Source organism: Leptolyngbya sp. O-77, assembly GCF_001548395.1.
In the GTDB taxonomy this organism is placed as follows: domain Bacteria; phylum Cyanobacteriota; class Cyanobacteriia; order Elainellales; family Elainellaceae; genus Thermoleptolyngbya.
Map to the genome: position 1 here is coordinate 1,767,374 of NZ_AP017367.1, position 13,526 is coordinate 1,780,899.

The window sequence follows — 13,526 nt, forward strand, 5'->3', positions numbered from 1 at the left end:
GATGCCGCAGATGCCGCAGGAATCCAACACCCACCTTCATCTCTCGTCCCTCATCCCCAACCCCTGATTCCTCAATGGTTTCCCCTGTCATCAAGCGATATCTCGTAGCGCTAGACCGCCACAAGTGGGCCGGGCTGACGGGGTTTGCGCTGGTAATGGGGCTATCGGGCGTGGCTGCACTCCAGCCCGCCCCGCCGACCAGCTATATCTCGCGGGGGATGCTGGGCTATGCCGCGCCGCCCGTCACCGTTAGCCAGACCAACACCGCCCTCCAGCAGCAGGCCCAGGTGATGACGGCAGAAACGTTGCTATCGGACTTTGTAGTAGAAACCGCAGTGCAGCAGCTTGCCACCCAACAGGTGAGGACAGATGCTTTTATCATTCGGCGCAACGCTGCGGTAGTCGTTAATCCCCGCCCCGAAGGAGAAAATCGCAATCGGAATGCGGAGGAAGTGGGGCTGCGGGTGCTGGTGCAGTATCGCGACCCAAATGATCGCGTAGCCCAGGCGACGGTGGTGGCACTGATGCAGGCAATGGTAGATCAGAGCCGCCTGTTTAACCGCCAGCAAATCCAGCAAATCATCGACAACCTGAATCGGCTGCTGCCTGTGGTGACGCAGGAGCTACGGCTAGCGGAGCGCGACCTGGAAGAATATGTGCGCGTCGAAGGGCCCGCAATTCAAGCCGCGCAGGATGGGCAACTGGTGGGCGCAATTACCGCTAGCCAGCAGCAGCAGCGCCAGATCCGGCTGAATTTAGAGGCGATCGCCGCCCAAATCCGCAGTCTAGAGTCGCGCCTGGGACTTTCCGCCGACCAGGCCTATACCTCTGCCGCCCTCAGCGCCGACCCCATCATTGCCGACCTGCGGGCCAAGATTTACCAAAACGAGCTACAAACCCAGTTGCTCTCGCGCAACCTGCGCCCCGAACATCCCACCATGCTGGACTTGAAGCACCAGCAGCAGTCCTTCGAGGCGCTGTTGCAGCAGCGGGTGACCGAAGTGATCGGTGGCAACCAGCTTGCTGCACCCCTAGCCAGCCTGTCCATGATCCGCCAAGGCAGCAGCCTTGACCCCGCCCGCCAGCAGTTGGCCAATACGCTGGTCAACCTGCAAACCGAACGAGAATCCCTCGCGCAGCAGCTTGAAGCCCTCCGCGCCGCCGAGCAGGAACTCCGCCAGGAATATACCGCCGTGCCCAACCGTCAGTTGGAGCAATCGCGGCTGGAGCAGCAGGTCGTACTGAAGCGAAACTTCTACGACCAGATCCAGGCAAAGCTGGCGGACGTGCGGCTGGCGGCGGAGGAAACCGTCGGCAGTCTAGTAGTCGTGCAGCCGCCTCAGACGGAGATCGCCAACGCCGAAGGGCGCAACAGTCTGGCGATTTTACTGGTGGGCGGGCTGGTGGGGCTGCTGGTGGGGGGCGGGCTGGTGCTGCTGCTAGATTCGCTGGATGCCACCTTTCATACGCTGCCTGACCTGCAACTGGCGCTGCGCCAGCAGGAAGTGCCAATTTTGGGTTTACTACCTGATTTGTCTGGAGTTGCCGATATGGAGGACATGCCGCTGGTGCTGAAGGCAGATTCGCCCTACCTGGAGCCGTATGAGCGGCTGCGGGGCAATCTGCGGCGGGCAGCGGGCGCGGGCGGCTTGAAATCTGTCGTGGTGACCAGTCTGCTGGGCGGCGAGGGCAAAACGGTAACGGCTTACAACCTGGCGATCGCCTCTGCCCGCGCTGGCAAACGGACGCTGCTGATCGAAGCCGATCTGCGATCGCCCTCCCAAGCCACCGCTCTGCGCGTTGCGCCCAACCCCGACAGCCAGCTAGAGCCGCTGCAACACTTCGACCGGGGTGAATTTAGCTTGGTGCCTGAGATTGAAAACCTTTACATTTTGCCAAGCCCCGGCCCCCAGCGACAGGCAGCCGCTATCCTAGAGTCGGGCGAGGTTAAACGCCTGCTCGAAGATGCCTGCGGTCGATTTGACCTGGTGGTGATCGACACGCCTCCCCTCAGCCGCCACACCGACGCGCTGCTGCTAGAGCCGCATACTGACGGGCTGCTGCTGGTGACCCGGCCCGGCATGACGGAAGACGGTCTGCTGACCGAAGCGGTCGATCAGTTCATCGAGTCAGAAACGATCCAGTTTCTAGGTGCGGTGATCAACGGTGCAGACGTGCCTGTACGTTCCTTCAGCCCCACAGAACCAGAGCTTGAGCCAATTGAAGATCAGCCCGACCTGTTTCCCCCCGCCGCCGACCCCAACCCGCTCTCTACCCGCCTGATCCGTGCCGGAAAGCGATAGCTTCGCCGCTATCTCAGTATCCCAAATCGTCAATCCAAAATCTAAAGTCTAAAATCTGCTCGCCCCACTATTCATTCCTGCGGTGACGCTATGCTGAAAAAACTTTTGTTCGTTGTGATGCTCGTCTGCTGTCTGGTCTGCGTTTCCGTTGCTTCCGCCCAGGCCCAAGCCACCCTCAGCGCCGATTCTCGCGTGCAGCTCAAGGGCGTTGGTCCGGTGCGCGTGGGCATGACAGTCAACGAAGCCAAGCAGGTGGCGGGCATCCCTCTGGTGCGGGCCGAAAATGCCTATAGCGAGGGAGATACCTGTTATTTTCTGAATGCTCAAGGAATCTCGGATTTGGGCTTTATGGTTACCGACGGGCGGATTGCACGAGTGGACGTGGGCAGAAACAGTCCTATCAAAACCCTCAGCGGTGCGGGAATTGGCAGCACTGAGGCGCAAATTCAGCAACTTTATCCGGGTCAAATCGTCTCTAATCCCCATGAGTACTTTGACAATGGCAAGTATCTGACCTTTGTACCGAAGGATGAAGCGGATCAGAGCTTTCGGGTGATTTTTGAAACGGATCGGGGGCGCGTAGTGGAGTATCGCGCAGGTAAGCTGCCTGAGGTGCAGTATATCGAGGGCTGCGCGTAGTCGAGAGCGTCGTTGGGTCGTTGTGAGAGTCGTTGTAACTTCGGGTGATCGTGTGACTTTGGGTGATCATGAAAATGATGCAGCTTAGGCAGCGTGAACAGATTCGTCGGAGTGTAGGCGTGGCTCTGGCAACCTGCATGGCGATCGCCCTATCCGCAGGGGCCGCCCTGGCCCAGATCGGGCGCGTCACCATTGACGGACTTAGTGTTCGCACTGGGCCCGGCGAGAGCTATCCCATGACTAACGTGTTTCGGCAGGGCGATCGCGTTGAGGTGATTCGCCGCGATGGGGATTGGGTCTATGTGCGGGGCGATCGCGGGGCGGGCTGGGTGCAGCGTCGCCATCTGTCGGTCGAGGAGGGCAGTTCCTCTAGCAGCCGTCCGCCGTCTAGCTCAGACGTGGTCTATGAATCGCGGGGCCGCATAGAAACCCGGCGCTACCGCACGTCTGGCGTGGCGGAAATCATTCGTCTTCGCCGCGACAATGAGGTGAGCTTGCGGCTCCGCAGCTCCCGCGCTGTGCTGGAATATGTCGGAGAGGTAGGAGAAACCCTGGGCGGCGACTCGGTGCTACGGGTTCGCTATTTTCGCTCATCGGAATTGGGCGATCGCTATGTGCCTGCCCGTGGCACCTGCGATTTGCAAACCCGCGATGACGATCGCAGCCGCGATCGCATCCGAGAAATTTACTGCGACGTGCAGCCCGACGATCGCTACAGCGAATACTGGGAATACGCCGCTAGTCGGTTTACAACACACTGAGTTCGATTTTGGGTTTTGGATTGCCGATTTCAGCCGGGCTATCCAAACTCTAAAATCCAAAATCTAGAATCCAAACTCTGAAATCCAAAATCCAAACCCATCCGCCATTCTACCCAATTTCCACCATCAGCCCTCCAACGCGCCCTGGCGGAGGGCGATCGCCAGCCCAACAAATACAATCAGCATCACCACCAGCGAAAACGCCGCACCCAGTGGCCAGTTATAGGACACGCCAAACTGGGACGAGATGACGTTACCCAACATAATGCCGCTGGGACTGCCTACCAGACTCGGCGTGATGTAGTCGCCCATCGTCAGCGCGAACACGCTGATAGAACCCGCAAACACGCCCGGTGTCACTAGGGGCAGAATGACTCGGCGAAAGGTTGTGAGCGGCGGCGCGTTTAAATCAGCGGAGGCTTCTAGCAAGTCCTGGGGCAATCGCTCGAAGGCGGTGATGATAGGCAAGATCATGAACGGTAGCCAGACGTGAACAAACGTGAGCACGGTCGAAAACGAGTTGTAGAGGAACACCGTGCTGGGTTCCTGAAGAATGCCCAGCGACAGCAGCGCCGTATTCAACACGCCGTTATAGCCCAGAATGATTTTCCAGGCAAACACCCGCACCAGATAGCTTGACCACAGCGGCAGGATGACGAGGATCGTCAGGAGCGATCGCCACTTGCCGCCAAACCGCGCAATAAAATAGCCCAGCGGCAGGGCCAGCACGATATCAATCAGCGTCACTCCCAGCGCCGTGCCCACGGTTCGCAAAATCACCGTGCGATAGGCGGCATTCGTGAAAATCGTTTTGAAATTGACCAGGCTAAACTCTTTGACAATATCAAACGCCTCCAGCCGCCACACGCTGTAGGAAATCAGCAGCGCCAAGGGGACAAAATAGAGCAGCGTCGTCCATACCAGCGGCGGCAGCAGCGAGGCGTATAGCCCCACTGGGCGGCGGGTGCGGCGCGGGGAAAACGCCTCAAGTTCTACTACCATCCGTTACTCCTTCTTACATCCGCTGCATGATTTTACGAAAGGCCTGCTCTCGATCCGTGCTGGCGATCGCCTCTAGTATATTGGCAGCCAGATGGGGCGCGGCCATCACCACCCCCAAATGCACCCGCCACTTACTCCAGTTTGTGAGCGATCGCCTCCAGGGTAGGACATGCCAAAAGCGGTTCACCGAGCAAACCGCTCCCTGCCCCAGACTCGTAACCTCATGCCACCAGCCCGCAGGCAGAAATAGCGCCTCACCTTCCTTCAGCACCGTCTGCTGGCAATGCTCAAGCGCTTCACGATAGCGCGGAAATGCCTCAAAATCAGGGCGATCGGGATAGACCTGACTGTAAACTGCACGCCGCTTCATGCCGTGGCGCACATAGTTGAATAGGGAAAACGGGTAGAGGTTATAAAGCTGGGACGGCGGAAACAAAATGACCCGCTTTTCACCCTGAAGCTGCATCAGCGTGCCGTCCATTGGATCATAGTGCAAGCAAGACGTGTGCCCTCCTGGCCCAACCCAGAGATTAATCGCCGTTGCGGGCAGTCGGAGTCCCAGCTTGGCTTCGGCCGACCGGATCTGCGGCGCAGCCTCCAGCGGCGTTCCCTCGAGCGAACAGCGCCCCAGATAGGCATCTCTCTTCAGCGCTTCGCCCGATTTCAGCATTTCAACATAGCGCGAAAAGTTGAGGCTTTGCGTCGGTACACCGCTGCCAGTGTCTTGCCAAGTGCGCTTGTCTTGCTGGTAGCGATCGCGCCCATACTGCCGCACCGGAAAGGTCAAATTGCCCAAATGTTTCAGCAGGAAGTCTAAGTTCCAATTCAGCCCATCCAGCAACCCTGTGACCACAACGGGCTTTCCGGGTGCAAGATGCTGTTGTCGAAACTGCCTCTGTGTCAGATTTTGTGCGTCTATTCGGGGAACTGGCTTGACAAATGTTTGGAGATCAAAATCTTGAGGGTCAAGATGGTTGAGGAATGAGTTTGGTTGAATCATTAGGATCAATACGCTACGTCACACCACAGTTACAGAATGCGTTCAGGAATGCTTTTAAGAATGCGTTCTGCACGCAAGGCGCTGAAATTGCAAACCGCTGAAAAGCATTTCATAACCATTCATATTGGAACGCTGCTAGACGGATATACGAACTGAAACGACATTCCAGCGCACCCGAAACGAGATTACGCCCGGTCAAAACTAAATCAATCGCGCAATCGCGATCAAAAGCAGCCCTCGGAACAGCAAAGTCAAGAAAACAGCAAAGCGCCCATTGGTGATGACCTCTGGGTGCGCCGGTATGTTTCAACCTTAAATATTTGCTGCGAAGCTTGCAGCAGTCTAGAAAACAAGACTGCGAAACTTAACCATAAAAATACCAGCTTATGAAAAAGTATTCGAGGGCGATCGCTATACTCTTGAGACTCTTGAGCTTTACTCCATCTGTATATTTCACATGCAAATCGTCTGCTGATCAGCATTGAGGGCGATATCTTATTTTGAGGCGGTCAGATGAGTCCATCAAAATGGAGTTTCGTATGCACAGAAATATCGAGCCACAGCGCAATTGGATAGTGAGCGCTGGGCTGGGACTGGTGCTGGCAATGGGGGCCGGATCGCGGGGGGCGATCGCCCTCCCAGTCTTGCTCAGCAGCGACGAGATAGCCCGGCAAATGCAGGATCTATCTGACTGGACCCTGGCAGGACAGGAAATTTCCTGCACCTACTCGTTTGGGAATTTTGTAGAGGCGATCGCCTTTGTGAATCGCCTGGTGGGATCTGCCGAAGCCGCCGCCCACCACCCCGACCTGACGATCGCCTACAACCGCGTCACGCTGCGGCTCACCACCCACGACGCAGGCGGACTGACGGCTCTCGACTTTCGCGTTGCCCAGGCTGCTCGCGCTGCGACCAATCCTGGCGGCTCGCCGCTGACCTGTGCTGCGATGGAATAACGTGAGTGATGCAGAGATAGGGTAACTGACTTCCACAGCCCCGCCCGCTTACCAGGCATCCTGCAAGCTATACAGACTAAACATCCCCCGCAGATACCACGGGCGCAGGTGGGGCAGCGGGAAGCGGCGGAGAGGCTGGCGGAAGGGGGTTGCCAGATCGGTTTCTGAAATCTTGCCGATTAGCAGATGGGCGATCGCCCGGCCGCTCCAGGTGGCAGTGGCCACGCCGTTGCCGTGATAGGCCAGCGCGTAGAAGAGCGTGGGATCATCGGCAAGCTGCCCGACATGGGGCACGAGCGCCCTAGAGCCGCAGAGCAGCCCGCTCCAGTAGTGGGAAATTTCTACGTCGCGCCAGGCGGGAAACATTTCGCCTAGCCTCCGCCTCATCCACTGGCGATAGCGGTCGGCTTCTGGCGGGGTGCCTCGCGTGCCGCCGCGCGTGCCCAGCAGAAATCGCCCGTCTTTCAGCAAGCGAAAGTAAAACAGCAGATTGCGCGTGTCGTAGATGGGGGTTTCGGTTTTCCAGCCCTGAGCAGCGAGTTCGGCGGCGGTCAGGGGGCGCGTGGTAATGATATTGGACATGACGGGCAGCAGGCGGCCAGACAGGGCTGGATGGAGGGGGTCTTCGGTGTAGCCGTTGGTGGCGATAATGACCCGCTGGGCCCGCAGCGTTCCCTCCGGGGTGTGCAGCCGATGCCCGCTGCCGTCGGTTTCCCAGCGCTGGACGGGGCTATGGGCAAAGAGGGCAACCGATTTCTGCTGGAGGGTGATCGCCAGCCCCCGGCTATACTTCATCGGATTCAGCCCAAACCCCACGCCAACATGCAGCGCCCCGTGCGCTTCGGGGCTGCGGTAGGCCCGCTCGGTCAGTTCCCTGGGCGACCAGAGTTCGCAGGGATAGCCCGCGATCTCGCTGAAAAACTCATAAGCAGCTTCGAGCGATCGCCATCGGTTGGGGCGATGGGCCACTTCGATCTCGCCATCACCCTGCGCGTCCAGGTCGATGCCCTCCTCTAGCGCCATCTGGCGGACGAGTTCGGTTCCGTCTCGCTGCTGATGAAAAAAGCGCCCCACTTCTTCTCGCCCAAACTGCTTCAGCAATTCGTCTCGATCGAGCCAGGTCGCCCCCACACAGCAAAAGCCACCGTTTCGCCCCGACGCGCCCCAGGCTGGAATCCCCGCCTCCAGCACACACGCCTCGACCCCGGCCCGCGCTAGGTGCAGCGCCGCCGACAGCCCCGTAATGCCGCCGCCAATGATGGCAACCTCGCAAGTGCGATCGCCCATCAGCGCCGATCCGCTCACCGGGTCTACGGTGGTTTCCCAAAAGCTGCCCACAGGACGAGTGCGATCGTAGAGGAACGGGGTATACATGAGCTAATGGAGTGACCAGGTGATGAGGTGACAGAGGTAACCGGAGCAACAAGGTAATAGAGTGACGGGGTTGCTTGAGTCTTATTCCCGTACCCCAATTCCCCAAAAGCGTCCCTCCAAAAAACCTGCTATTCTTGTGGATGCTAACCCAAACCATTGTATTCGTGTGTTCCTGACAAACTGAGCGTCGGCTGCGGGGTTCCGATGAAAACTCTGTATCGAGCATTACGAAACTGGCTGGGAGCGCCCTCTCTTAGGGACGCTAGCTTGAGATTCATAGGTACTTTGCCACGCAAGCCATCTAAACACTGCTCGATGTGGGATTTCGGCGCTCCCGTGTCAACTCACCTGCGTAGTTACCGAAATCTGATGAGTGTTGGTTACTATGGCAGGGTTTCTGGATTTTGGGCATATTTGCTTTGCTGGAAGATAGGCTGCAACGATGTCATGTGCTGAGGAGAGTCCGTGTAGTGAGTCAAGGGAATTTGCCTCAGAATTCGCAGCCTTCGGTTTCAGCACATCCAGCCAACAAGCCTCCTCAGGGATACATCGAGCTGGAGGCGGCGCTGGATCGGGTTGAGCAGTTGCTGTTGCGACTGTCGCCAGAGCGTCTTGCTGAGGGGGAGGAGCAGCAGCAGGATCGGGGCGATCGCCCAACCAGTTCCAACGCTTCCAGTACCAAATCCTCTGGAGCCAAAGCCGCTAGCGCCAGATCCTCTCAATCAGCTAAACTCTCTCAAGCCTCTGACTTGCTGCCTGCATCGACCACCACACCACAGAATATGGACTTTGCAGACGCGCTGTTGCAGATTCGCGCCAGTTTGTCGCGCGTGCTAGATAGCTACGATCATCAGGTTGAGCAAATTCAGCAGCAGTCGGCCCAGTCGCACTCGGTCGCCAGCATCACCCAGCGAATTCGTCAGTCGCTTGATCCGGGCGAAATTTTGAACAGCACGGTGATCGAGGTGCGTCAGGCGCTCCAGGCTGACCGGGTGGTGATTCACAGCTTTGAAGACGATGCCGGGTCGGTGATTGTGGCAGAATCGGTGGTCGCGCCGTGGCCATCGCTCTTAGGAGAGCGAACCAGTCAGGCGATCGCCGAACAGCGCATTGCCTACTTTCGCCAGGGCCACTACCGGATTGTGGATGATATTGAAACGGGCGACTATTCGCCGGAACTGCTGGCCATCTTTCGCCAGCAGCAGACGCGGGCAGTATTGGTCGCGCCGATTCTGCGGGATGACCAGCTTTTGGGGCTGCTGTCGGTGCATCAGTGTTCTGGCATCCGCCACTGGCTGCCCCACGAGGTGGATTTGCTGCGCTATCTCAGCGAACAAGTGGCGATCGCCCTCCAGCAGTCGCGGCTTTATCAACAGGCACAGCAGCTCAATGCCGACCTGGAGCAGCAGATCGTGCGCCGCGCCGAGCAGATGGAGCGCGTGCTGAAATATGAATCCATGCTGAAGCGCATCACCGACAAGGTGCGCGACTCGCTGGACGAAAGCCAGATCTTGCAAGCTGCTGTGCAGGAGCTGACCCTCGTGCTGGGGCTGGCGGGCTGCAACTCGGCGCTGTATGACCTGGAAGAAGGCACCTCCACCATCCGCTACGAATATACCCACTCCATCCCCACGTTCTACGGTCGCGTAGCCCAGATGGACGATTCACCGGACATCTACCACCAGCTCAAGCAGGGGCTATATTTCCAGTTTTGCTCGCTCTATCCCAACCCCCAGCGGGGACGGGTGGCCATGCTGGCCTGCCCCATTTTCGTCGATGCCAACTCGTCCGAGGGTATGGAGCAGGCAGTGCTGGGAGATCTCTGGCTGATTCACCGCAAGGAGTACGTGTTTAACGAGTTTGAGATCCGCATGGTGCAACAGGTGGCAAACCAATGTGCGATCGCCATTCGCCAGGCCCGCCTCTATCAGGCAGCCCAGGCCCAAGTCACGGAACTAGAGCGGCTCAACCAGCTCAAAGATCAGTTCCTTAGCACGGTTTCCCACGAACTCCGCACCCCCATCGCCAACGTCAAAATGGCGATCCACATGCTGAAAACCGCCCCCAGCGAAGAGAAGCAAAAACAGTATCTCAGCATCCTGGAAAGCGAACTGGCACGAGAGGAAGAACTGATCAACGACCTGCTAGACTTGCAGCGGCTAGAGGAATCCGTCTTTCCCATCACCGTCGAGCGCATCGACCTGCCCAACTGGCTGCCCGCCCTCGTGGAACCCTTCCGCACCCGCATCGCCAACTCCCAGCAAACCCTCGAAGTCTCTTGCCCCGAAGACTTGCCGCCGCTGGTGACCGACCCGACTATCCTGCGGCGTATTCTGGCGGAGCTATTGAACAATGCCTGCAAGTATACGCCCAAAGGGCTAAGCATCGCCCTAGAGGTATCGCTCCAGCCGCCTACCGAGGAAAACGGATTCACCGCTCACACGATTTTCCGGCTCCAGAATCAGGCCGAAATTCCCAAGGCCGATCTGCCCCATATCTTTGAAAAGTTCTATCGCGTCTTGCAAGTCGATCGCTACAGGCACGGCGGCACGGGGTTGGGGCTGGCGCTGGTGCAAAAGCTGGTGGAGCAACTGGGCGGCACGATCAGCGCTGACAGCGCCGACGGCTGGACGAGCTTTACGGTCAGAATTCCGTCTCGCTAGCAGGGCACGGCTGAGCAAACCCTAGTTGAGATTGAGAATTTCGCAGTGGAGAATTTTGCAATTGTGAATTCTGCCCGTCGAGTCGGCTCTACATTCCTGAAATCAACCCGGCACTGAGGCGTTGAATAGCGCGGTTGGCTACATCGCGATAGCCCAGCTTGCCGCAGAGAATTTGCCCCATCCGCTCCGTGGCAGAGGGCCGCTTGATGCCCAGCCGATAGCCCAGGCTGGGAGCGGCGTAGAACGCATTGGCCAGCCGTTTTGCCCAGATCATTTCCTGGCCCCACTCTTGTTGAATGGTGTGGGTATAGCCTTCGAGCGCTTCTAGGTTGCCGCTCAGTGCCGCATGAATTGCCTCCGCCGCCTTCACGCCCGTAAAGATCGAAGGGCGAATCCCTTCGGCTGTCATGGGATCAACCACGCAGGCAGCTTCGCCAGCCAGCAGCGCGTTTTGAGTATGCAAGATTTGGTCGCCATCCCACAGGCAAAGGGGATGCCCGTGTTGCTCGGTGGTTGCAAAATCAACATGAAATAGTCTGGAGTATTCCGTCAGGATGTGCTTGAAATCCTGTGCTTCGCCGCCCCGAAAAGCGCCAATGCCAATGGAGTAGCCGTCTGCCTTAGGAAAGTTCCAGATGTAGCCGTTTTTGACCATACCAAACTCGAAGTGGATGGTCTGGTCATCGGCAATGGGCTGGCGGGCCTCTGCCTCCAGCGCACCGCCCAGTTTCCGCTTGCGGTTGCCAAACCCCAGCCACTTTGCCATGCAGCCCTTTGCTCCGTCGGCAGCGATCAGATAGGTTCCTAGAAACGGGCCCTGCGCGGTGTTGACCTGCCAGCCGTTGCCTCGCCATTCAATACCCGATACGGCGGTACGCTCTTTGAGCGTTGCGCCCTGCTCCTGAGCTTTTTTGACCAGGAAATGGTCGAACACGTCGCGCCGCACCATCCAGATCGGCTCTAGGTTTTCAAGCTGAGCCACCACCGGATCGTCCATGTTCCAGGTGTAGCGGAGGGTGTTGACCTTGAGCGAAATCGCCGGGCTAAAGTCAAAATCAAACCACTCAGCCACCTGGGGCGACACGCCGCCGCCGCAGGGTTTGTAGCGGGGCAGGGATTCCTTTTCTAAAAGCAGCACCGAGCGATCGCGCTTTGCCAGGTGATAGGCAGCACTCGCGCCCGCAGGCCCAGCGCCCACGATGATGCAGTCATACATGAACAGGTCACTCCTGAACGCGGGTCATAACCTCAGTCTTGCAGTGCAGACTAGGGTCAAGCGCAATGACACAAACTAGACCCAATCTCGATGTACCCATCAAAACCCTGATGCAAGCTGGATGCAAATTTGACGCAAATCCAACGTAAATCTAACGCTAGACCGTCGTGATATCGGTTTCCTTTTCTTTGAGCAGCGCGTCGATTTTGGCCACATACTTATCAGTCAGCTTTTGGATGCTGTCTTGCAAATCCAGCGCAGTGTCTTTGGGTAGGTCGCCGTCTTTTTCTTGCTTGCGAACGCTGTCCACAGCATCCCGCCGGATGTTGCGAATCGCTACCTTACCTTCTTCGGCGTATTTGGCGGCGATTTTTACCAATTCTTTGCGGCGATCGCTCGTCAGGGGCGGAATATTCAGCCGCACCACAGAGCCGTCGTTATTCGGCGTTAGCCCCACATCAGACATCTGGATCGCCTTTTCAATCAGGTTCAACGTGCCCCGGTCATAGGGCTGGATCAAAATCGTGCTGGCATCCGGCGTACTGATGTTGGCCAGAGACTTTAATGGCGTGGGCGTGCCGTAATATTCCACCTGCACCTTGTCGAGGATGCTCGCATTTGCCCGCCCTGTGCGGATGGTGTTAAACGACCGCTGAGTGGCCTCAATGGTCTTCTGCATATTGCCTTCAATTTCAGCTAATTCCACAAGAGCCTCCAACAAGTGTGCCAATGGGTTCGCCCATCAAGGCGCGGCGAATATTGCCTTCAACCGCTAGGTTAAACACCATGATAGGGATATTGTTATCTTTGCACAGGGCGATCGCCGTTCCATCCATCACCCGCAGGTCTTTTTCCAGCGCATAGCTGTAGGTCAGCGTTTGGAACCTGCGGGCATCGGGGTTCACCTTCGGGTCAGCATCGTAAATGCCATCCACTTTTGTCGCCTTGAACACCACCTCTGCGCTAATTTCCGCTGCTCGCAGGGCCGCCGTCGTGTCCGTCGTAAAGAAAGGATTGCCAGACCCCGCACCAAAGATAACGACTCGCCCCTTTTCCAAATGGCGAATAGCGCGGCGGCGAATGTAGGGTTCTGCGACTTCCTGCATCTCAATCGCCGTCAGCACACGAGTTTGCACGCCCTTTCGCTCCAGCGAGTCTTGCAGCGTCATCGCGTTCATCACGGTGGCAATCATGCCGATGTAATCCGCTGTCGCCCGATCCATCCCCGCCGCTGCGCCCTTGATGCCGCGAAAAATATTGCCGCCGCCCACGACGACGGCCACTTCTACGCCCGTATCGACTACATCTTTAATCTCTGCACAAATTGCATCCACCACTGCCGGGTCAATCCCATAGGAGAGATCGCCCATCAGTGCCTCGCCGCTCAGCTTTAGCAAAACCCGCCGATACGTGTTCCCCATAGGTCGTGACAATTCTCTAGAACTTTAAATTGTTTCCAACCCAAGATAACAGTAGACCGGAAAAATCCGTCAGCGCCAAGCGGCCGGTTTGCCACCAGCTCCAGCAGACAGATAGGCATCGCAAAAGGACATCGCAAAAGGGCATCGCGAAAGGGCATCGCAAAAGGGCATCGCGAAAGCCGCAAACCCTG

General features: G+C 57.7%; 11 protein-coding genes. 5 read left to right on the forward strand and 6 right to left on the reverse strand.

The window, feature by feature from the left end:
• Positions 1 to 74: 74 nt before the first annotated feature.
• From O77CONTIG1_RS07540 to O77CONTIG1_RS07550, 3 genes are all read left to right on the forward strand, one after another.
• Complete coding sequence (locus tag O77CONTIG1_RS07540) at positions 75 to 2,303, forward strand: polysaccharide biosynthesis tyrosine autokinase (protein WP_068509401.1); 2,229 nt, start codon at positions 75 to 77, stop codon at positions 2,301 to 2,303.
• A gap of 90 nt (positions 2,304 to 2,393) precedes the next feature.
• On the forward strand, positions 2,394 to 2,942 hold the full coding sequence (locus tag O77CONTIG1_RS07545; protein ID WP_068509402.1) for a hypothetical protein: 549 nt from the start codon (positions 2,394 to 2,396) through the stop codon (positions 2,940 to 2,942).
• 119 nt (positions 2,943 to 3,061) lie between these two features.
• Complete coding sequence (locus O77CONTIG1_RS07550; RefSeq protein ID WP_172799645.1) at positions 3,062 to 3,703, forward strand: SH3 domain-containing protein; 642 nt, start codon at positions 3,062 to 3,064, stop codon at positions 3,701 to 3,703.
• Between the two features lie 126 nt (positions 3,704 to 3,829).
• On the opposite strand, the gene O77CONTIG1_RS07555 is transcribed toward O77CONTIG1_RS07550, so the two are convergent.
• Positions 3,830 to 4,705 (reverse strand): ABC transporter permease, encoded by an 876-nt coding sequence (locus O77CONTIG1_RS07555; RefSeq protein ID WP_068509406.1) that lies wholly within the window; start codon positions 4,703 to 4,705, stop codon positions 3,830 to 3,832.
• 13 nt (positions 4,706 to 4,718) lie between these two features.
• Positions 4,719 to 5,558, reverse strand: a complete 840-nt coding sequence (locus tag O77CONTIG1_RS07560) for a cupin-like domain-containing protein (RefSeq protein ID WP_286132599.1) — start codon at positions 5,556 to 5,558, stop codon at positions 4,719 to 4,721.
• A 686-nt stretch (positions 5,559 to 6,244) separates the two neighbouring features.
• Between O77CONTIG1_RS07560 and O77CONTIG1_RS07565 the strand changes: the two genes are divergently transcribed.
• Positions 6,245 to 6,661, forward strand: a complete 417-nt coding sequence (locus tag O77CONTIG1_RS07565; protein WP_225894711.1) for a 4a-hydroxytetrahydrobiopterin dehydratase — start codon at positions 6,245 to 6,247, stop codon at positions 6,659 to 6,661.
• A 48-nt stretch (positions 6,662 to 6,709) separates the two neighbouring features.
• Here O77CONTIG1_RS07565 and O77CONTIG1_RS07570 read toward each other — a convergent pair whose 3' ends face one another.
• The gene (locus O77CONTIG1_RS07570) at positions 6,710 to 8,035 is read right to left on the reverse strand and encodes an NAD(P)/FAD-dependent oxidoreductase (RefSeq protein WP_068509408.1); all 1,326 of its coding nucleotides are present in this window, start codon (positions 8,033 to 8,035) and stop codon (positions 6,710 to 6,712) included.
• Positions 8,036 to 8,505: 470 nt separating this feature from the next.
• Here O77CONTIG1_RS07570 and O77CONTIG1_RS07575 point away from each other — a divergent pair, with 470 nt between their 5' ends.
• A complete protein-coding gene (locus O77CONTIG1_RS07575) occupies positions 8,506 to 10,698 on the forward strand; it encodes a sensor histidine kinase (protein ID WP_068509410.1) in 2,193 nt (730 codons plus the stop codon).
• A gap of 88 nt (positions 10,699 to 10,786) precedes the next feature.
• Here O77CONTIG1_RS07575 and O77CONTIG1_RS07580 read toward each other — a convergent pair whose 3' ends face one another.
• The 3 genes from O77CONTIG1_RS07580 to pyrH form a co-directional block, all read right to left on the reverse strand.
• On the reverse strand, positions 10,787 to 11,914 hold the full coding sequence (locus tag O77CONTIG1_RS07580) for a geranylgeranyl reductase family protein (RefSeq protein WP_068509412.1): 1,128 nt from the start codon (positions 11,912 to 11,914) through the stop codon (positions 10,787 to 10,789).
• A 157-nt stretch (positions 11,915 to 12,071) separates the two neighbouring features.
• Entirely contained in the window at positions 12,072 to 12,593 is a 522-nt protein-coding gene (frr, locus tag O77CONTIG1_RS07585; RefSeq protein ID WP_410503489.1) for a ribosome recycling factor, read from the reverse strand.
• A 13-nt stretch (positions 12,594 to 12,606) separates the two neighbouring features.
• Complete coding sequence (gene pyrH, locus O77CONTIG1_RS07590; RefSeq protein WP_068509415.1) at positions 12,607 to 13,335, reverse strand: UMP kinase; 729 nt, start codon at positions 13,333 to 13,335, stop codon at positions 12,607 to 12,609.
• Positions 13,336 to 13,526: the final 191 nt, after the last annotated feature.

What these genes read in the sequence shown, in the direction of transcription:
- O77CONTIG1_RS07540 (WP_068509401.1), top strand. Translation starts at nt 75, where the DNA reads ATGGTTTCCCCTGTCATCAAGCGATATCTCGTAGCGCTAGACCGCCAC.
- O77CONTIG1_RS07545 (WP_068509402.1), top strand. Translation starts at nt 2,394, where the DNA reads ATGCTGAAAAAACTTTTGTTCGTTGTGATGCTCGTCTGCTGTCTGGTC.
- O77CONTIG1_RS07555 (WP_068509406.1), bottom strand. Translation starts at nt 4,705, where the DNA reads ATGGTAGTAGAACTTGAGGCGTTTTCCCCGCGCCGCACCCGCCGCCCA.
- O77CONTIG1_RS07565 (WP_225894711.1), top strand. Translation starts at nt 6,245, where the DNA reads ATGCACAGAAATATCGAGCCACAGCGCAATTGGATAGTGAGCGCTGGG.
- O77CONTIG1_RS07570 (WP_068509408.1), bottom strand. Translation starts at nt 8,035, where the DNA reads ATGTATACCCCGTTCCTCTACGATCGCACTCGTCCTGTGGGCAGCTTT.
- O77CONTIG1_RS07580 (WP_068509412.1), bottom strand. Translation starts at nt 11,914, where the DNA reads ATGTATGACTGCATCATCGTGGGCGCTGGGCCTGCGGGCGCGAGTGCT.
- frr (WP_410503489.1), bottom strand. Translation starts at nt 12,593, where the DNA reads ATGCAGAAGACCATTGAGGCCACTCAGCGGTCGTTTAACACCATCCGC.
- pyrH (WP_068509415.1), bottom strand. Translation starts at nt 13,335, where the DNA reads ATGGGGAACACGTATCGGCGGGTTTTGCTAAAGCTGAGCGGCGAGGCA.